Genomic DNA, 19,899 nt, shown 5'->3' on the forward strand with positions numbered 1-19,899 from the left:
AACGCCTCACGGCGCTTCAACTATCTAGATTTATAGCCTAACAACTTTTGTAGCTATTAATGACTATTTCTGGAGGCCCGACCTGTTGGACCCGTCCATTCTCAATCCACACTACCTTATCGCAAAGTTCCTTGACAGTGCTTACCTGATGAGAGACTAACACGACTGTGTCTCCAGATCTAATTCGCTCTCGCATTACAGCCTCAGATTTCTTTTTGAAGCGAGCATCCCCTACAGCAAGAATCTCGTCTATAAGCAGCACATCCGTTTTTACATTCATCACGACGGCAAACCCCAAACGCTGCTTCATACCGGTTGAGTAGTTCTTAATCGGCTGATCAATAAAGCTTCCAAGCTCAGAAAACTCTATAATGCTTTCCATTTTTGAAAGCATCTCTTTGCGGGGGAGCCCGAGCAACATCCCCTGAAGAATTGCATTATTTCTACCGCTAACATTCTCATCATAACCTACAGTTAAGCTAAGTAAGGTTGTATTAACCTTGTGATTAATTAGCTTTCCTGTATCAGGCTGAATAATACCGTTCAGCAGCCTTAAAAGCGTACTTTTACCTGCGCCATTCCGGCCAATAACACCAACAGACTCGCCATGATTAATTTCAAACGACACATCAGAAAGTGCTTCATGCACCACTCTTTGCTTAAATATTGGCAAGCCGCTACGGTATGTAACACCTACATTTCTTAGCGTGATGGCTGGGTTGTGAGCACTCATTTTTGTAGTAATAGTCTAGGTAGAACTGGGTCCAGTCGACGCAATACATATGTACTACAAGCCAAACCAAAAAAACCCGCGACAATAAATATAGAGATGACATTAAAGTTAGGCCAAACTTGATACATCAACACATCTCGGTAAGCATTAATAAGAACAGCAAATGGGTTAAATTCAAAATACATATGATACTGCTCAGGGAATGCCTTATAGTCATACATTATACCCGACAGATACATACCCACTCGAAGAATATTACCTATTATGGTCTTAAAATCAGGCAGGACAGGAACAACTATAGCGACTACGTTAGCTACTATGCAGTTCAACAAGTGTTGCGAAAGCAAAATAAGGGGAAGCGCCAAATACTGGATAGAAGGCTTCATTCCGTAGCCCCACAAAAATACCAGGAGGAGCAGAAAGACTATTGAAAACTTAAAAGCATCAATAACAACATTCACTCCAGGTAAGATAATTTTGGGGAAGTTTATCTGAGAGATTAGTGCAATATTACCATTAATAGAGTTCAATGCATGAGAGGTCGTATTAGAAAACCACTGCCATGTTACAAGACCTATAAGTAGAAAGGGGATAAAGTCTTCCGTTCCTCTCTGAAAAAGAATTCCAAATATCAAGTAATAAATGGACATTGATATAAGTGGATCAAGCACCCACCATAAAAAACTTAAATACGTATGCGACGCCTCTGATTTAAGGTGTACAAACGCTTTAAAATATATTATATCTCGATATCGTTTTTCTACGAGAAACACTTTTAGATCCCTGCTAAACACAGCGAAATTAGGCTGCGGACTCACAAAGCGGGGTAGTGTTACAAAAACCCAAGCGTAGTGCAATTAACAATTTTTATATCACTACGCCTGCGCCTTTGGCTGGTTCACAGCATAAAAAGAGGCGTCTTCAGTGACCTGCAGTCAACACACAACTCCCCCAAGACAATCCAACGCCAAACCCAGAAATGACCACTTTCTTAGCCATTTTCTCATTGGCGAGAATCATTGGGATAGATGAGGAGACTGTGTTGCCGTAATCAGCGGCTTCGAAGGGGACTTTGGCAGGGTCAAGTTTCATACGCTTGATAACCATATCTACGATGAACTTGCTTCCTTGATGGAGAATAAATTTGTCGATATCGCCCAAAACACAGTCGTTTTGAGCCAGGGTGGCGTGAATATTTTCAGGAACGACGTTGGCGCAAAAATCGAGTACCGCTCTGCCCGCCATTTCAAATTTACGGTCTTCCGCACGGACGCGAATAGCTGCGTTACGAGTACCGTCAGTGCCAAAAACACATTTACCAATCAGCCATTTAGGCTTGTCGCTGAACAACGTGGCGGTGGCGGCGTCGCCAAACAGAAGAGAGGTATTTTTGTCGGACATATCGATTATTTTCGAATAGGGGTCCGCCGTGATGAGAACGCCTTTTTTGTAGCCGTTGGCTTCCATAAAGGCTTTCATGATGGAAACGCTGTAGACATACCCCGAACAGGCGAGAGAAATGTCAAAACAGGCGCAATGAACTGGCAATCCAAGCTTGCCATGAACTATAGCGGAAGCATGGGGAACGCCATAGGCGTCTGGGTTTTGCGTACAGACAACGAGGCACTCGATATCGCTCACAAGCGGACCAAGCTCACCTTCCAACCGTCGAAACGCCTTTACACATAAATCAGAGGTTTCTTCCCCTTCCTCTTTTACCGCTAAATACCGCATCCCGGTCTTCTCGGTCAAAAAGGTCTCACTAACGTTGAACTGCTCCTGACGCTCCAGATTGTTAACTCGTCCCTCTGGCAAATACGTACTGATGTGCTCGATGCCGATCATAAATAAACCGTTATATAGCAAAACCGCAATTTCGGAGGCCCTTCACCCGAAACACGGCTTTTTGTAATTCTTTGATGGGACCGGCAACCCACTGAGAGACGCCAGCGCCTTTACCTCAAAAGGTAAGTGCTTAGCGAGGAAAGATAAATTCGACCTTTTTCTATAAGAGGCAACCGCAGTCCGTGCGCCGATAGCGCCAAGTCGCGGCGATTCATGCTGATGTCACCGAATACCCGGTGCAGGACGCCAATCTAATCCCGACATTGTCGCCGAGCAATCTACTTCCAAGTTTCCGAAGAGTTTTTCCTGTATGCCAATGCGTTCCAGCACGTGAAACATAAGCGACTTAAGTGGGCCGGGAAGACTGAAAACTCGCCCTTTAATATTCATGGAGCGACATAAAGAAAGGTAAATCTGGCTGGTGGTTACGGAGTAGCCATCGGAAACCAGCCAAACATTTCCCGCACCCGGCTCAACATTCATGGTCTCCGCACAGCGGAGAATAACATCCACCAGATTTTCCCGACTGATCAAGCTGCGACGGTTATCCACGCCAGCCAATGGCAGAGGCGCACGCAGCTTCGCCAGCTTTTCCAATATAGCCAGATTCCCCTTGGCGCCATCACCATATACCAAGGGTGGACGAATTATCTCGTAGGACATCGCCGTTTCTGCAGCAACCTCGCGTAAAACGCACTCCCCTTCCCATTTGGATATTGCGTAAGGTGTAAGTGGATTTGGAAGATCCGATGAAGTAAATGGCTGTGCAGGGGAGCTACCCTCTCCATTGACTTTGATAGTGCTGAGGTATACAAATTTTTTAACGCCAGCTTTAACAGCCCAAGACGCCAACAGCCTAGTTGCCTCTGCATTCGCTGCGCGAAACTCCGTCAAGGGGTCAACTGCGTCATCTTTGACCTGATGAACTCGCGCGGCGCAATGAATAAGTACGTTTACTCCGCGCAGTAAACCAATCCAACCATCGCTTTCGTAGGCTGGAGCTAACTCTATCTTTCCCGGAAACTGCGGACGCAGATCAGCGCTGCGGGAAGTACCGACAACCACATAGCCTCGTGAAGCGGCTTCAACCGCCAACGCGGAACCGACAAAGCCTGTACAACCGGTAATCAGAATATTCATTAGTAATACTATTTCTCTATTTCAATTCCTCCAGCATTATAACTTGCGCCGCCCAGCAATATTAGTAGACGAGCTGAGCTGATTTAAAGCAGTTCTGGTTATTTACGACGCAAAGCTACGGCTACGTATTTTGAGTAGCGCGCTTACTATCAAGCAAGTTCACCACCAAGCTGTAAACAATGAATGTGAAGATAAATAAGGGGAACATCAGATACTCTGGAATATCCGCCACCTCCCCTAGCACCCCGCATGCAACCAAGGTGAAATGTCCGCCGACGATTATGAATACGGCTCGGCTAATAGAGACGCCATGATCCAGAAGGATGTGATGAATATGGTCTCGGCCTGCCGTAAAAGGAGAGCGTCTAAACTTAACTCTTCTCGCCATGACCCTACAGGTGTCAAACAATGGAACAGCGAAAACCCACAAAGCTGTCACGGGTTTCATGACTTGATGGTCGCCTTGTGACAGGTCTATGGAAAACCAGGCGATTGAAAACCCGAGAAACATGCTGCCGGCGTCCCCCATAAACACCCGAGCTCTAGGCTGACCAGGGCCCCGCATATTAAAGTAGAGGAACGCCGCTATAACACTTATATACAATAAGAGAATGCTGGGCTTAAACAGTCCGTCACCGCCAAATAGACTCAATACATAAAAACCCATAAATGTGACAAGACTAACCCCCCCTGCCAAGCCATCTACTCCATCCGCCATGTTAAGGGCGTTGATCACCCCGACTACACAGAACACAGTAACTGGCAATGCCAACACCCCAAGCGTCACTTCTCCTGTTCCGACGAGGTCTCCCATACTTTGCAGGGTTACGCCGCCAAAAATCATCATGACCAAGGTTGCCGCAGTTTGAGCTGCAAAGCGGGTTTTCACCCCTAGCTCATTTAAGTCGTCCAGAACGCCAGTCGTTAAGATAATTACCAAAGCGACCATTAAAAGAAGAAAATATTCATTCCCATGAGTGAGAATGACGCCGCTAACGCAGAGTCCGAAGAACATTGCGACACCACCAACCAGGGGAACTTTGCCATCGTGAGCTTTACGCCCTCCCGGCACATCGACCAACTCCAGCTTTTGCGACATCGGAATCAAAATTTTATGCAGAACTATTGTTCCTACCAACACCAAACTGTAGAAAGCCAACTGAAATAACGCGTCCATACACCCTTCTTATTCTTCGAATAAAACCAGTTAATGGTGCTCTGGCTTAGCCAGAGGTGAGTAAAACAGCTAATAGATCGCCACCACGCATTAAGCGCGAGTGTCAAAGAGCTGGTACTACTTAACATCTTGGCTTTTCCGGTAACTTAACCCGCATTGCGCAGGCCGATACTCCAATCCGGATCTCGTCCTTCCATTCCCCACGCTATAAGACGCTCAAGGGCGTCACTTTCTGTTCCTCCTGATCTAAGTCCGACCCTGTGGGATTCGTATTATTCAGCTTAGACGCATTCTATTTTTTTGCTTAAGTTTTCCTGGCTGGAAAAAGAATTAAATTCGTCACCTTCCCCCCACTCTCCTGATTAAAATAGACCGATACGCCTGATCAGCATGTGGATTCAACACACTCCAACGCCCGGTTAATAACGTGAACTTCCGAGAAAGCCTCTTCCACCCTGCTGCGGGCGGCCGCCCCCATCAGGGAGAGCTGTTTACGATCAAGTTCAATGACTTCAAGCATCACTCGCGCTAGATCTTCCGAGCTCCGCCGCTGACAATGAAACCCCGTTCTCCCAGCCTCTACAGACTGTCGACACCCCGGAGCATCCGTCACAATAGCAGGCCTTCCCATGCTCGCCGCCTCTAGTATCACTCTGGGCATCCCCTCTCGATAGGAAGGCAACACTACCACGTGGGATTGTCCTATCAGGGGCCTGACATCCTCCTGATAACCCAAATACTCGACCCATCCTTCACGCTCCCACTCAATGATTTCCTCTTCACCGATGGCAGTTTTATTGCTTACTCCCATCGGCCCCACCAGCATGCACTTAACATCAGAATGTAGAGCCCTGACAGCCTTAGAGGCCATAGCGAATTCCCGGACGCCTTTATCCGCAATCAACCTCGCTATCATCAGGAATACTATTGGGCCATCCGGCAATGGGGAGAAACGGAACTCTTCAGTATTTACGCCAGACCCAGGCAGAATATCGACACCTTGTCGTCTTATGAGATTTAACCGCTCGAATAGGCACTTATCGTCTTCATTTTGGAAAAAGACTCTATGCGCCCCCTTGTTGGAGAAACCGAGCAGCTTTCTAGCAATTCGATATATAAATGCATCGTGAATAAACGCTGTACCCAGACCAGATATATTGTTTGAGTAGAGAACCCCCATGCACCTACAGGCAAGTCCACTATACAAGTTCATTTTAGGTGTAAAATTAAAAACATAGCCCGGTTTTATACGTTTAATGGCTCCAAATATTTCACAAAAAACACCAAGCTCCTTAAACGGATTGATACTTTTCCCATCCATTTTTATTTCGACGAACTCAGCGCCTAGCTCTAATAGCTTATGCGAGTAGTCATCGCGAGGAGCCAAACAGTACACGTCGCAGTCTTCATTAAGCAGTCTGGCTATTGTAGAACGCCTGAATTTGAACAAATACCAGGACGTATTAGAGCAAAAGATTACTTTTCTATTCATGTCTGCACTCCTTTACATATTCGCTTCCACCTCTTTCTTAAAGCTCTTCGCTCCAGCGGAGAACTGATCATCTATAGAAAAGCGCCACGCCTGGAACATTAGCACCCCCCATATTTCATACCACCAGTTTCTCTTTCCTGTTGCATGCTCTATCCACTTTTTCCTGACCAAATCAATATTCCAACACCCTGGAACTGACAGTGCTTCAGGAGACAGAAGTGATTCCGCCCACTCCCTCAAATCTCTCCTAAGCCAATCAGCAATTGGCACACCAAACCCTGTTTTAGGGCGCTCAATAAGTTTTTCAGGCACATGCTTGTATAGAACCTGTCGCAAAATCCATTTACCTTTTCCGTTTCGGATTTTTAGGGATAAAGGCAGGCGCCAAGCAAACTGGGTGACGCGATGATCCAGAAAGGGCACCCTGGTTTCCAAGCTAACAGCCATCGCCGCCCGGTCAACTTTAGTTAGGATGTCATCACGCAAATAGCTAAGCTGATCCATCAACATCATCTGTTCGCTAAAATTCAAAGATGATTCCCAAACAGCTGGGTCGCTTAGCACAGAGGCCAACTCTCGACCTCCGTGCACTAAAGAGTCGGGGTCCTTTGACTGGGAAACCAAATAGCGATAAACGTCACTTCCGCTCTCGGCGCTGAGAACACCGGCTAGTTTATGAAGCTTATCTCCTGGGTGTGAATGCTTGAGCTTGGACGGAGTCAACGGACTCATTAGGCTTGCAAGGTCATTCCAGCGTTCAACTGACACCCCGCTAATTAAGGCTTGGGCAGCTCGCCTGATCGGCAATGGAACATTCCGCACCGCCCCCCAGATACCCGTCGCCCATGAGTATCTGGTATACCCTCCAAAAAGTTCGTCCCCCCCATCGCCAGACAGCGCAACGGTCACACGCTTCCGCGCAAGCTGAGAGACCAGATACGTCGGTATCTGGGAGACATCAGCGAAAGGTTCGTCATATATTAATGGTAAATCTGGAATAACTGACTGCGCCATTTCAGGCGTAACATATAGCTCCGTATGGTCAGTGTTCAGGTAAGTGGCAACCTCTTTCGCAAAGTGCGCTTCATTAAATTCGTCCTCGTTAAAGCCAATAGAAAATGTTCTGACCTTCCTTGAACTCTGCTTTTGCATCAGCGCAACAATAGTTGAGGAGTCGACTCCACCAGATAGAAACGCTCCCAGAGGCACATCCGCAACCATCTTTTCGCTGATGGTGTCCAGCAACACTTGCTCCAATTCTTCGACAGCGCCACGATCATCGCCAGAAAATGAATCTCGGGGAGAATTTGCGTGATCAGTCACCGACCAATAATTGACGCACTCTGGTTCAGAAATGTTCTCCGGCTTAAATACTATGTATGTGCCTGGAACGGCTTTTCTAAAGCCCTGATAAATACAGTAAGGTGTCGGTATGTAGTTAAATCTTAAATATGTTGCAAGAGCATCCCTGTCAATATCACTGTTAAAGCACGGATGAGCCCTTACGGCCTTCAATTCAGAGGAGAATAGTAAGACGCCTTGACATACGCCATAGTACAAAGGCTTTTCGCCAAAGCGGTCGCGAATCAGATACAGCTTTCTCGCCAAGTTATCCCATAAGGCGATAGCAAACATGCCTACCATTGCCCTTAATGAGCCCTCTATTCCCCGTTCTTCAAATAAGGCAAGTATGACCTCCGTGTCTGAATGGCCATGAAACTTATATCCAGCTTTCTCCAATTCCGCACGCAATGAATTGAAGTTATAAACTTCGCCATTAAAAATGATGATGTAGCGCCCACTCGGCGACTTCATGGGCTGACGACCCAGTTCAGACAGATCTTGTATAGAGAGTCGCCGGTGGGCCAAACCAATCCCTGTGACGGGGTCATGCCACAGGCCAAAATCATCAGGCCCCCGATAACGAATAGAATTCGCCATATTACGCAATACGCTTTCTGGATTTTTAGTTATCGCCGCCGCATCCCAAAAGCCCGCTATGCCACACACCAGACGCCCCCTTAATAGTTTTAGTCTTATAATTAACTACGGGAATTCCGGATCGCTTGATCAAGCAAGCGCTACCGGTGGAACAACTACTTCTTTTCTACAACTCAGCAAAACCTTCTCCTCCCAACTTCTGAACACCAGTATTGTCCACAGTTGTGAAGAGAAGTTTTCCCCACCCAGATGGCGCTTCCACATACTCGCCACAAACTCGAAATTCACCAAGCATGAGCGCTCCATCGCCCTCTTCTCCAAAAGAGACTCAGCCCAATCACGGAGGGAGCCTCTGAGCCAACGATCCATCGGAAGCCCAAATCCTTTTTTTGGCCGCTCTATTAAGTGAGACGGCACATAGCGGTATAGGAGCTCCCTCATCACTCGCTTACCCTGATCGACGCCGCCAGATTTTTTAAAACTAAAAGGCAGAGTCCAAGACCACTCAACCAGACGATGGTCAAGCAACGGTTCTCTCGCCTCCAAAGAACATCGCATAGACGCCCAATCAACTTTCGTCAAGATATCGTTGGGCAAGTAATGTTCCTGGTCACACGCCATCATCTGCTCAGACCAAGGGACTTCAGGGTATCGATCAATACTAGGACCCACATCCTGCAACTCTCTTACGCCAACCAGTGTTTCAGGATCATCCCATACCGATATTATCCTTCTGTAAGCCTCACTCTCTGGAACAGAGAGGTAGTCGGCAAATCGCCGGACCCTATAGGCCAAGCCTTCGCTACTGGTATAGCGTCCTCGCGTCAAGCGATGAACAAAGTCATCCCAAAAGGAAACAGGCGCCGACTTCAATAGCCTACTTACCGCCCTAGCCCCCAGTGGCGTCAATGCCTTTCTTAATGAGCTAATTCGATCCCCCCAAAAATAGCGCGGATACCCGGCGAACAGCTCATCTCCTCCATCACCAGAAAGCGCAACCGTGACTTTCTCACGCGTGAATTTACTCAACAAATAGGTAGGAATAATGCTGTTATCAGCAAAAGGCTCATCCTGCGCGCCAGCGATTTCAGGAACCCAATCAATCGCATCCCGCTCCGTCAGAATAGCCTCATGATGCTCAAGCCCCAGACTTTGCGCCACATCCCGAGCGTAACCCGACTCATCGTGTGACGCTTCTTCGAAGCCAATAGAAAAAGAAGAGATATTGCTATTTGAAAGCCTGCGCATCATCGCAGCAACCAGAGAGGAATCCACGCCGCCAGATAAAAAAACCCCAAGCGGCACATCGGAAATCATTCTAAGAGAGACTGACTCCCTGAGGATGGATTCCATCTCGTCAGCGGCGGCCCTGATATCAAGATTCCGCTTTTCCTTTCGGGCCAGCATTCCATTTTGAACAGAATCCTTGACTGACCAATAAACACTCTCTTTCACGCCGGAGGCTGGAGACCACACAACCAAAACACCTGGCTTTACCTTATGTATCTGCTTAAAAATAGAGATTGGAGCGGGGACCGTTAGATACCGAAAATAGGCATGCATCGCATCACTACTCAGCCCTGCGTCAAACCAAGGCAAACTCCTTAAGGGCCCAAGTTCCGAGGAGAAAGCGATTTCGGCGCCATCAACAGAATAGTACAGAGGCTTCACCCCCATCCGATCTCGCGCTAAATAGAGCTTTCTGCCGTGAACATCGTAAGCAGCAAAAGCAAACATTCCGACCAGCCGCTTCAACGTCTCAACAACGCCGCGCTGCTCTATGCTTCTTAATAAAACTTCCGTATCCGAACTTCCTTTAAATTGACAACCTTCGTCTAAAAGCTGCTTTCTGAGCTGTTGGAAGTTATATATTTCCCCATTGAATGTCAGCGTCCAGCGCCCGTTTTCACTGCGCATAGGCTGCCTTCCCGCACTACTCAAGTCCAAAATAGAGAGGCGCCGATGCCCAAACCAAACGTGATGATCAGGATGAAACCAATCCCCACGATCATCCGGCCCTCGATGCGTCAACTGATCCAGCATTTGGTTTGCGTGCTGTACGTTCAATCGAGCGCCAATCCACCCCAAGATTCCACACATAAGTAGAAGCCTTCCACGTAATCGCCGCGCTACCTTCTAACGCCGCATAAGCTTTTAATCCTTTAACCTCTAGCCTTACCTACTTTCCGTCATAAGCGGCCAGGGGTTCAGCCCGATAGATTAGTTTGTTCCAACATCGTTCGTGGGACTTACAGCAGTTAATGATAGAGAAACTGGCTTCCGCCTTGGATTTGGCCGCCATAGATAGCTCGCCCCTCAACTCCGGGTTTTCCAAAATGTTGACAATAGCATCCGCCAACGCATCAATATCGCCAGCTTGATCAATTAAAAAACCCTCTTTTCCAGACTCAACCAGCTCTGGAATACCGTCTATCGCATAAGCTACCACCGGCACACCATAGCTCATCGCTTCCATAACGGATGTAGGGCACCCTTCACAATATAGTGATGGAAGAACCATCAAAGCAGATGACCGTAGATAAGGGCTTATATCCTGTTGAAACCCTAAGTATGTGACCCACTTAACCAAGTTCATCGAGTCAATCTTGCCTTGTATGACTCCATTCATGTCGTCCCTGCCTAAAAACACAAACTGAGCCGAAGGAACAGACATAACAACTTTCGAGATCGCATGTAGATAGGGTTCATATCCTTTTCGATAATTTAAGTTTGCGATGGTAATAACGACTGGAGAAGCAGGCATGGTCGTATCTACAGCCGAAGGCATAGCATCCAGACCATTATAGGCCGTCGTAAGTTTATCCCTAGGGACGCCAAGTCGATGCAAAGTGTTAAAAGCCGCAGCAGAGTTGGTGATGTAAGCGTCGGTTATTCTGTGCGCATACTTCTCAACACGCCGGAACCAAATATCCAACTTACTTGTTGAGCTTGGATTCCATCTAACGCCCTGAACCACTTTCACACCAGGCATACACATTCTAAAGAGGCGAAAGAGGACCGAGGAACGAAAGCCCACAGTGTAAATAATATTTATATTTCTTTCTCGAACAAACCTGATAGCACTAATTATCGCAGATAGTCCAATGCAACCATGTTTGCCTTCGCGCCGTCCAAACACATACGGTGGCACGCCAATACTACGAGACCATCCGCACCATGGCCCCTCCCCATCCAATGTACCCAAGAAATACTCAACTTCTGGCGTTGCCTGAAGAGCCGCCTTAGCCATTTTAGTAAGACTGCGCTCCGCCCCACCCAACTCACTACTGGTAAGTAAAATTAGAACTTTCACAGAAAGGCTTCTCTCGTTTCATACTTATTATCTATGTGCAATCAGTCGATATGCTTTCTCGCTATTAGACTTCCCGCTCCAATAAAAAGGCAAACGACCCCTTGTGTCACAGTAGGGAAACAACTATCAGCCAGCTCTATAATAGAAGCACTTCTTATTAAGCCTATTGGTTCGAGTTTCTATAATGAAGTCTGCCTTTCGAACGAAAAGGCCATTATCATTTCCATGGATTCTCACACGCCAGCACCGCGTAATGAGTTGCCATTATTTTTGAATATAGGTTTAGTCCTGCCGTCCTCAGAAGCAGCTTTTCCATCACTCGGATCCAGCCGGGGTTGTAGGGCGAAAACGGCGCCGATGCATAATTATAATCACGCACAACCACATACCCATGTCTAGACAGCAAATCTCGGAAGCTTTTCCTCGTCCAAAACTGTACATGGCCTAGTGCATTCTCATGTCTTGGCTTTTTAGAAGCAGCCCATTTCAAGGTCTGAAAAAAACAATCCTCCAGCGGCACCTCAAAGACATACCACTTAGCGACTCCTTTCAATGACGCCAGCGCCTCATCTACATCTGGAATGTGCTCAAGCACATGGGAGGAAACAACAGCATCAAATGCGCCTAGCTGCCTGACATTCATTGGCGAAGTAATTACCCGGTAGTCCAGTCCTGGTTGGGCGAATTCTCGGTGGGCGTTACGAACCCCTGTTTTACTGACATCAACACCAAGCACCTTGTACGCAAAGCTATTCTGATACATCCAGTAAGACAAAACGCCATTGCCACAACCGAAATCAAGTACTCTATGCGGCCGCCTTAACCCCCCCCAGACTTTCTCGATCGCAGGAAAGCGGTCCCTGACTGCAGAGTCCATCGCATAGGCATATTGGTAGCCAGCGTCCCGCCAAAAGTCTTCATAAAATTCAGAGTCATCCAGTGTGTTATCCATATTTCCTCAGTACTCCGATTCTACGTGCAAACATTATAAGAGGGCGCATTACCCCCTCTCCCATGACAAGAATAAAAGCCGTAACTAGAAATTCGGGTATTGCGCGTATGGAAAAGCCCCGCAGCCAAGGGCGCCATATCCCTGATAAATTGCCGACCTTTCGATAAACAGCGTAACGCAACATCTTGGTGTGATAGACTCTGGGAGCATACCGCCGATATTCAGCACTGAATTCTTGAAAGAGCCTTTCATAACACAAGGCTGTTTCTCTGGCTTTTTTCTCCGTTAACCAGCCGCTGGAAACAGAGCCTTGCCTTTGGTCGTGGTATATCCTCAATACGATAGGGGTAACCCAAAAGTCGCTTTCTTTTGCGAAGTAGAGGTAGCTAACTATCCCACAGGACTTCCGCAACCCTAAGTCATGATATAGTTGACTTCTTACAAAATTTCCACGAAAAACAGGCAAATATTCTCCAGAATGCCTTTCGTTCAGAAGGTCTTTATAGGTCAATCTGCCACGATAAGCAGGCTCCGAGACAGTAGGAGCGCCGTTAGAATTAACACATGCGCTATAGCACACTTGGCAGTCGTCCGGCCATTCAGAAATAATATATAGCAAGCGTTCCGGCCAGCCTTCGACAAACTCATCGTCCGCGTCCAAGATTGTGACAAAGTCGCCACCACTGGCTTTTATTCCAGTATTCCGCGCAGCACACATCCCCTTATTTACTTCATGCTTGAGCAAACGAACAAATGGATACTCCACCAATGTATCTGCAAGCAAATCACTGTCATCGCTACCGTCGTCAATTATCAGTACTTCTACCTTGAAGTCAGCATTACAAAGGGCGGTGCTTATGCTTTTCAAAGTCGCCCGGACAGTCTCGCTGGCATTAAATGCTGGAACAATGACGCTAAGCAGCATGACGTCCAAACTCCCTTAAAAAAATCTCCAGGCTATTCTTCCGGTACCGCCTTAATCGCTCTTCGTCCTCAGCCAGATGGACAATCGCATTCTCCAGCTTTTGAGAAAAAGCTGTATCATCCACCTTTTCTATCAATGATTTTATATTCCCAAGCTGATAGTAGTATTCAGATGGGAGATATTTATCCCAAATAGAAACTGGCGGTTGCAATAAAACGCCATTTTCTTCATTTCTGACCATTTCTGATATTGCGTATACATCAGTTGCAATTAGAGCCATTCCATAAGACATTGCTTCTAACACCACCATGCCAAATGAGTCTACATAGGTTGGATGGATCAGCACATCGCAACGTTTCATGAACTTATCGGCAATTTCCTGCCGACTAAACTCTGCTGGATGAAAGTTTATAGCCGGACAGCTTGCAACTAAATCTCTATACTTTTCCGGTAGATGAGTTATCATTTCCAGAGAAATATTCGGGCATCGTTTATAGGCGTTTAAAAACGAATTTATAAGCGCCCGCCCACCCTTTATATCAAACTGCGTTGATATATAAAGAAACTTTTTAATTCCGCCCACCCCGACCAAAACACTCTCACCAGGGTCTCTAACTTTTGGCATATAAGGGTAAGACACGACAGCTTTATCAGCCACATCATCACCTAAAGTAAGCCGTAGGTTCTCCAGGCAAGCACGGCTCATACATCTTATCTGAACACATCTCTCAGAAAGCAGTGCCCTTTTCAATATATATCTATATATTCTGAATGCCCTAATATTATAGCCAGTGAGACTATATGGATTATCCAAATCCACGATAAATTTTCCAGGTAGAACCAAGGCGCCCCATACATATACAATAGTATGACTATCAAGCCCCTTGGGCCTGACTTTGACATTAATCAATGGGGCCCTGTTTACCCAGGACCTTATCCCAACACTTGAAATAGATTTTTTAGAAGCGACCTGCTTACCTGATTGTTTGCCAACATCAGGATTAGCTACCTCTCCCGGCCAATTTCTTACCGTATCGAGTTGACGATCTCTAAAATAGCCGTGTGGGTAAAAATAAATTGCATCCATAATTTCAGCCTGATCTCAAAGTCAAACCAATATCTGTATTACTCTTTCGCCCATAACCACCGACTCCAAACACCGCCCAGGCTATAGACTTAAGCTCCCTATGCATTCGCCCAACACCTAAAACTATTGTCGTAGCAATTAAAAATATTATCAGTGGCTGCGCAAACCCTGTTCCGCTTCTGACTATATTAAATAGATTTGCCAATACAAATATAGATATTGCCTTTCCGGCATAATTTTCTTCCTGCACCCACAATCTACAGTAAAGAGTTTTTAGCAGCCGCCCCATAAAAAATGAAATAATAAGCCCCACGAATATCCCCATACCAAACATAAAATCAACAACAAAGCTAGATGGTAGAGTGGTTGTCGCAGAACCATTCTCATACATCCATGGGTAAAGAAATTTCTGCTCAGATATACTACCATATATCTCCGGCTTGCCAGACCAAATCGCCCTAGGAAATGCTCCCAAAAACAGGTTAAACAACCAAGCCAAACCGCCATCAACTCCAAATATAATCTGACTACAATTTGCCTTATCCAAAAATGCAGCCAAATGATCAATACCTTCAAACGAAGAAGATAAGGAAGTAAGAAAGTTCCTCATTACAAATGTACTAATGATGATTTTGCTGATTGAGACATCATCAGATAATAGTAAATACGGATCGGTATACCTTAAAGTTTGAAGGAGCGGAGCCATAAAAATTGAAGAAAGTATTAGCGCGGGAGCCAACGCCACACTCCTCCCTCGTCTAACAATGTAACACACCGCCAGAACAAAAATTGTCATAGATATGATCCGCCTGGAAGCCAGTGCAACGGTCATTGCGAGAGAGGTTACCAAAACAGCCAAAACAATCACCAAGAAAACACTGTCTCTTGCAGGCTTCTTCTTGTATATCAGAACCACACACACATATGAGAAGAAGGCATTCAGATACAGCTCTGAAAATAAAAATATATGCCCTCCGCCAGTCCTCATCTCATTTTGATCATTACCTTGAAAAGGAACAAAAACGCCTTCATGAATTACCCGATTAAACAAGAACATCCATGCAAACCCGACTAACATAGATATTTTTGCGGCTGGATACTTAACTGGCCTCTCAATATTTATCGAAAGACACTGACTGGCTCCATTCAGCGAAAGATATCCAACATATGCGAACACCCAGAACAAAAACGCAACAAAAATGGAGACAATGAGTTCCGATTCCAGCCAATCTCTACTGACCTGCAGAGATATAATTCCTTGATCTATCAACACCCCCCTAAATGGAAAGTAGATGATCCATAGCAAAGAAAAGAACCAAAAATGGTTCAAGCAGGATTTAGAAACACCTACACGCTGGGAATCATATATCCAAAGCCCTATAATTAGAGCTGTAGAAGCAAGCAAAAAAGCTAAAAGCATTTTTACTCACTACCAACAAAGCAAATCTTATAGTTCATGCTTTTAATATTAAGAAGTAATTTATGCAGTTTAGGCATTAAACCGTCAAACACACCTTCCATGATTAAGTGTTCCTTTCTACATACTAACCCCTGCTTAAAAAAGAGCTCTTTCCAAAAGGATTCTGAATGGAAGCAAACGCCAAACCCCGCGGTATTGGCCCCCATTAGTTTCGCGAATGGCGCTAACACTTTACTGGAAGATACCATATATATTATTTTGCTTGTTATTTCATTATAAACTCCTCCGTTGTAATGGATTTCATAAACTACAATCACCCCATTCCTTGCAAGTAGCTTCCTAGATACTTCCAGTGCTTTGCTTTGAAGCGCTACCGAGGATGTCCAGCTCTCGCTGACAAAGTGATGAAGCACAAAGTTGAAGAATATGACGTCAAACTTCTCATCGCTATCTAGCTTTCTATTTGCCCAATCCAAATAGTTATCACACACAACTACTTTGTTATGGCGAGACGTATTTTTGCCAGCCATTGCCGGGCTCATTTCGACAATTGTCCCCCTTGATTCGGGCATTGAGTTCAGCATGGTATCCAAGAAAGTCCCATTTCCTCCTCCGACATCCAGTAAATTTATTGAAGTCGGGTTTTCCAAAAGGGAGCGAACTATGTTTACAACCGGTGAAACAGCATGTACAGCAGTAGAATCATGATCAAAATAAGCCACTCTATCTTCAGAGAGCCGTACAATGTCGTTCATAATGGCATACCTTTATTTCAGGACATTAAGCAGAATTAACCTTTAGATATTAAGAAGTCGCCAAGCGCCAAGTTTCGTAAACCCGAGTTCTCAAACGTCATAATTGCCTGTTCCGGCGTAGCCACCAACGGATATCCGTGAAGATTAAAACTAGTGTTCAACACAGCACCTACGCCAGAGATATTCTTAAACTCACTAATCAGTCTGTAATAGTCAGGGTTTACCAGCTTCTTAACTACCTGGGGCCTCAAAGTGTGGTCGCCTTGGTGAATTGCTGCTCGTAACTGCGCAACCCCTTCTTCCGTCGCTTGATAAGTACAAATCATATAGGGCGCTTCTGATTTATCAGGATTATAGTTTTGCAAATATAGAGCTGCGCTATCCTCCAGAATACTCGGCGCGAAAGGCATCCAGAAGTCCCTTGACTTAATCAAATCATTAACAGTGTAAAAACTTTCCATATAACTTGGGTGCGCCAATATCGCCCTGTTACCCAAAGAGCGCGCCCCCCACTCACAACGACCATGGAACCTGGCGACCACGTTTTTGTTGGCAAGCAGTTGCGCTATCTTTAGCTCAATATCATCGAACTCCTGAATTTGATACTTTTCACTCAGTCTGGTGCTTTCTATGTAATCAACTAAGTCTGCTCGTGAGTATCCAATACCCAAAAATAGATCCTTTAATGGCTTTGTAGCTTGATGACTTCTCGCCGCATAGTCATAACATGCTCCAATGGGGTTTGACTCGTCGCCACATGAAGGCATAAAACATACTGTATCAACGTCAGCCAAGTCCTTGATTCTCTGGTTTAGCTTGACATTCATAAAGACGCCACCACCCACGTATATATCCCGTAGTCCAGTTTTCTGGATACCATATTGAATCCACCGAACACATAAATCCTCCGTCAGATGCTGTAATGCAGCTGCAATATTATCGAAGCGCTCTCCAACTGCGTTTTCAACAAGATAGTCATAGAACTTTGTAGTATCTACGGTAGAGGAAAAGCTAAGCGGGTTCAGTGGGTCCAGGTCTATTACCGATTTAAAGACTCTTTCATAAGTTTTCAGATAGTAGCTCTTAGCATATGGCGCTAACCCCATAACCTTATATTCATGCTCCAAAATCTTCATACCTAGAAAGCGAGTGGTATTGCTGTATATCCCTCCCAGGGAAGACCGCATTGGCGTTTCGGCAATTCGCTCCCACCCTCCATCGGCGCGAGCTATGCTGACGGTCGCGCACAGGCCGTCGCCACTGCCGTCTAAAGTAAAAATAAGCGCGTCTTTTAATAAAGGGGTAGGGGAAAATGAATGGAGCGCCGCACGAGCATGGCAGGTATGATGTTCAATATGCTCCACTGCTTTACGATCAAGCCCCAGTTTTCCTAAATTGGCTTGAAGCTCCTCTACCCCCATTTCTTTCAACTGGTTTGCTCGGATTGTTCTTAGCCGGTCAAATGCTTTGGGAGCTAGGCGCCCCGCAATTCCCTTTTCTGCTTTCTTTATTAGTTCCGCAATACTTAAAGATGTCTGGGTCTCTGGAGTGGAGCCAAATAAATAGTCGTAGCAAATTTCAGGAAACACTTCCAAGCTCGCGATTAATACCTTATCAATCTCATCCGTACTCCACCCCAGCTCATTACATAGCGCATAAATTGCATCAACAGGAAAGTCCGCCGAATTCTTCTTATTATCCAGTTTCTCCTGGCTTAAGGCGCCTTTAATCTCACCATCCTCCATAGCTGCGACAGTGGAATTATGGCCAACATGAATTGCAAGTATTTTCATTAGATCAACCTCTCTCTTTTTATTATAAAATAATAAGCCAGAGCCAAACCTAAAATGTATTCGACATTGACCGCTACGACAGGGGAAATAAAATCATAATGCCCATACAAGATAAGTATTAAGAAAACTTTAAAAAAAAGCTCTATCGCCATAACTTTTACTAGCATACGCAGTTTAACCATTGCATAAAGGAAGCTAATCGGCCACCGCGCCAGACTTAAGAAAAATATCGCTCCGGCACACATGAAATAGTTAAAGTCATCTTCCAGCTCCGAAATACTACCCACCCATAAATCTAAAATACGCTCCCCTAAAAAGTAGAAGCTCAATGCAGCTATGAAGCACATTATCGCATAGACAAAAAACCCTTTCTTAAACAGTACTGACAGCTTTTCCTTTTCCCCTTTGGCGTCCATATGAATAACATAGGGCTCAGCATAGCCAGGTATTCTCCACAAGGTCTGTATAAGAAGGCTGGGAATCTTCCAGATAAGAGTAAGAGTAGCAGCAGCTTCCGCCCCCATTAGATACCCTACAATTATTACATCCGAGAACAGAAATAGAAGAAGAACACCGTATATGGAGTAACCTGCAGCAAAGCTTCTAAGCATATTAGAGGCCATCTTCATCTGCATTTTGTCAGGACTCAATAGAACCACATAACACCCATATGTCGAAACTCTTCTCCAATAATAATGCGTACATATACGCATCATTATATAACCAAGCGACATAGCGACAAATACCGCTTGCATGCCAAAACCAGACAGAATCATTAGATATACGGCGACAACCATAACCAAGGGATTAATAATTTGCAGCACATTTCCCTCATGCTGTTTCTTTGTTGCAGCAAACGCCGCCAGTTCAGAAGAGAATTCATATTGAATAACAACATAAACACAGAAGCTTAATATTAAATTATATAAGTCAACCTTGGTGTATATGTCAGGCGCACCGCTAAGCCAATCTTCCTGAAATAACACTCCTATAACCGCGAGAAGTACAGCGACGATAACTCCATACCCTGTAAACAGGTACTTGGACGCAGAATATACCCGACGGGCGCCTGCAATATCGTTATTGGCTACCGCCTCCCCCATTAACCTTGCGCCTCCTCCGCTCACCCAGGTTATTCCTAATGCAAGCAAAGGAACTGCCGCCAGCATCATAGATATAACGCCAAAGCCCCATTTACTATAACTCTCCAGGTATAAGGGTATTGTCACAAGCTGAACAAGCATTGTAACGAACATGAGAATATAACCACTTGATAGTGTGCTTAGATAAGGCTTTATTATTTTTATTGATGCTAAAGCAATCAAT

The 19,899-nt window shown here is 45.5% G+C and carries 16 protein-coding genes; all 16 read right to left on the reverse strand.

Annotated features, from left to right (window positions below; translation table 11 throughout):
- Positions 1–37 precede the first annotated feature (37 nt).
- On the reverse strand, positions 38–733 hold the full coding sequence (locus tag AC2IBB_RS22085; RefSeq protein ID WP_486328899.1) for an ABC transporter ATP-binding protein: 696 nt from the start codon (positions 731–733) through the stop codon (positions 38–40).
- Positions 730–1,506 carry an ABC transporter permease gene (locus tag AC2IBB_RS22090; protein WP_486328900.1) on the reverse strand — a complete coding sequence of 259 codons (777 nt, stop codon included), beginning with the start codon at positions 1,504–1,506 and terminating at the stop codon, positions 730–732. Before AC2IBB_RS22090 ends, AC2IBB_RS22085 begins: the two co-directional genes overlap by 4 nt.
- A gap of 148 nt (positions 1,507–1,654) precedes the next feature.
- The gene (locus tag AC2IBB_RS22095) at positions 1,655–2,578 is read right to left on the reverse strand and encodes a ketoacyl-ACP synthase III (RefSeq protein WP_486328901.1); all 924 of its coding nucleotides are present in this window, start codon (positions 2,576–2,578) and stop codon (positions 1,655–1,657) included.
- 222 nt (positions 2,579–2,800) lie between these two features.
- Positions 2,801–3,718 carry an NAD-dependent epimerase/dehydratase family protein gene (locus AC2IBB_RS22100; protein ID WP_486328902.1) on the reverse strand — a complete coding sequence of 306 codons (918 nt, stop codon included), beginning with the start codon at positions 3,716–3,718 and terminating at the stop codon, positions 2,801–2,803.
- A 121-nt stretch (positions 3,719–3,839) separates the two neighbouring features.
- Complete coding sequence (locus AC2IBB_RS22105) at positions 3,840–4,895, reverse strand: MraY family glycosyltransferase (protein WP_486328903.1); 1,056 nt, start codon at positions 4,893–4,895, stop codon at positions 3,840–3,842.
- Between the two features lie 385 nt (positions 4,896–5,280).
- Positions 5,281–6,387 carry a glycosyltransferase family 4 protein gene (locus AC2IBB_RS22110; protein WP_486328904.1) on the reverse strand — a complete coding sequence of 369 codons (1,107 nt, stop codon included), beginning with the start codon at positions 6,385–6,387 and terminating at the stop codon, positions 5,281–5,283.
- Between the two features lie 12 nt (positions 6,388–6,399).
- Positions 6,400–8,397, reverse strand: a complete 1,998-nt coding sequence (gene asnB, locus AC2IBB_RS22115) for an asparagine synthase (glutamine-hydrolyzing) (RefSeq protein ID WP_486328905.1) — start codon at positions 8,395–8,397, stop codon at positions 6,400–6,402.
- A 60-nt stretch (positions 8,398–8,457) separates the two neighbouring features.
- Positions 8,458–10,428 (reverse strand): asparagine synthase (glutamine-hydrolyzing), encoded by a 1,971-nt coding sequence (gene asnB, locus AC2IBB_RS22120; protein ID WP_486328906.1) that lies wholly within the window; start codon positions 10,426–10,428, stop codon positions 8,458–8,460.
- Positions 10,429–10,507: 79 nt separating this feature from the next.
- Complete coding sequence (locus AC2IBB_RS22125; RefSeq protein WP_486328907.1) at positions 10,508–11,641, reverse strand: glycosyltransferase family 4 protein; 1,134 nt, start codon at positions 11,639–11,641, stop codon at positions 10,508–10,510.
- 217 nt (positions 11,642–11,858) lie between these two features.
- Positions 11,859–12,593, reverse strand: coding sequence for a class I SAM-dependent methyltransferase (locus AC2IBB_RS22130; protein ID WP_486328908.1), 735 nt, complete (start codon positions 12,591–12,593; stop codon positions 11,859–11,861).
- Positions 12,586–13,518 carry a glycosyltransferase family 2 protein gene (locus AC2IBB_RS22135; protein WP_486328909.1) on the reverse strand — a complete coding sequence of 311 codons (933 nt, stop codon included), beginning with the start codon at positions 13,516–13,518 and terminating at the stop codon, positions 12,586–12,588. Before AC2IBB_RS22135 ends, AC2IBB_RS22130 begins: the two co-directional genes overlap by 8 nt.
- Positions 13,508–14,605 carry a glycosyltransferase family 4 protein gene (locus AC2IBB_RS22140; protein ID WP_486328910.1) on the reverse strand — a complete coding sequence of 366 codons (1,098 nt, stop codon included), beginning with the start codon at positions 14,603–14,605 and terminating at the stop codon, positions 13,508–13,510. Before AC2IBB_RS22140 ends, AC2IBB_RS22135 begins: the two co-directional genes overlap by 11 nt.
- Positions 14,606–14,609: 4 nt before the next feature.
- Positions 14,610–16,025 carry a hypothetical protein gene (locus AC2IBB_RS22145; protein ID WP_486328911.1) on the reverse strand — a complete coding sequence of 472 codons (1,416 nt, stop codon included), beginning with the start codon at positions 16,023–16,025 and terminating at the stop codon, positions 14,610–14,612.
- A gap of 2 nt (positions 16,026–16,027) precedes the next feature.
- Positions 16,028–16,780, reverse strand: a complete 753-nt coding sequence (locus AC2IBB_RS22150) for a class I SAM-dependent methyltransferase (RefSeq protein WP_486328912.1) — start codon at positions 16,778–16,780, stop codon at positions 16,028–16,030.
- 35 nt (positions 16,781–16,815) lie between these two features.
- Complete coding sequence (locus AC2IBB_RS22155; RefSeq protein WP_486328913.1) at positions 16,816–18,573, reverse strand: carbamoyltransferase C-terminal domain-containing protein; 1,758 nt, start codon at positions 18,571–18,573, stop codon at positions 16,816–16,818.
- Positions 18,573–19,898, reverse strand: coding sequence for a lipopolysaccharide biosynthesis protein (locus AC2IBB_RS22160; RefSeq protein WP_486328914.1), 1,326 nt, complete (start codon positions 19,896–19,898; stop codon positions 18,573–18,575). The genes AC2IBB_RS22155 and AC2IBB_RS22160 overlap by 1 nt, the downstream gene beginning before the upstream one ends.
- Position 19,899: the final 1 nt, after the last annotated feature.

The sequence above is a fragment of the Hahella sp. NS-SX17 genome, from assembly GCF_057367735.1.

Excerpts from the sequence above, each read along its gene's own strand:
- AC2IBB_RS22085 (WP_486328899.1), bottom strand. The coding sequence starts at position 733 with ATGAGTGCTCACAACCCAGCCATCACGCTAAGAAATGTAGGTGTTACA.
- AC2IBB_RS22095 (WP_486328901.1), bottom strand. The coding sequence starts at position 2,578 with ATGATCGGCATCGAGCACATCAGTACGTATTTGCCAGAGGGACGAGTT.
- AC2IBB_RS22100 (WP_486328902.1), bottom strand. The coding sequence starts at position 3,718 with ATGAATATTCTGATTACCGGTTGTACAGGCTTTGTCGGTTCCGCGTTG.
- AC2IBB_RS22105 (WP_486328903.1), bottom strand. The coding sequence starts at position 4,895 with ATGGACGCGTTATTTCAGTTGGCTTTCTACAGTTTGGTGTTGGTAGGA.
- AC2IBB_RS22110 (WP_486328904.1), bottom strand. The coding sequence starts at position 6,387 with ATGAATAGAAAAGTAATCTTTTGCTCTAATACGTCCTGGTATTTGTTC.
- asnB (WP_486328906.1), bottom strand. The coding sequence starts at position 10,428 with ATGTGTGGAATCTTGGGGTGGATTGGCGCTCGATTGAACGTACAGCAC.
- AC2IBB_RS22130 (WP_486328908.1), bottom strand. The coding sequence starts at position 12,593 with ATGGATAACACACTGGATGACTCTGAATTTTATGAAGACTTTTGGCGG.
- AC2IBB_RS22135 (WP_486328909.1), bottom strand. The coding sequence starts at position 13,518 with ATGCTGCTTAGCGTCATTGTTCCAGCATTTAATGCCAGCGAGACTGTC.
- AC2IBB_RS22140 (WP_486328910.1), bottom strand. The coding sequence starts at position 14,605 with ATGGATGCAATTTATTTTTACCCACACGGCTATTTTAGAGATCGTCAA.
- AC2IBB_RS22145 (WP_486328911.1), bottom strand. The coding sequence starts at position 16,025 with ATGCTTTTAGCTTTTTTGCTTGCTTCTACAGCTCTAATTATAGGGCTT.
- AC2IBB_RS22150 (WP_486328912.1), bottom strand. The coding sequence starts at position 16,780 with ATGAACGACATTGTACGGCTCTCTGAAGATAGAGTGGCTTATTTTGAT.
- AC2IBB_RS22155 (WP_486328913.1), bottom strand. The coding sequence starts at position 18,573 with ATGAAAATACTTGCAATTCATGTTGGCCATAATTCCACTGTCGCAGCT.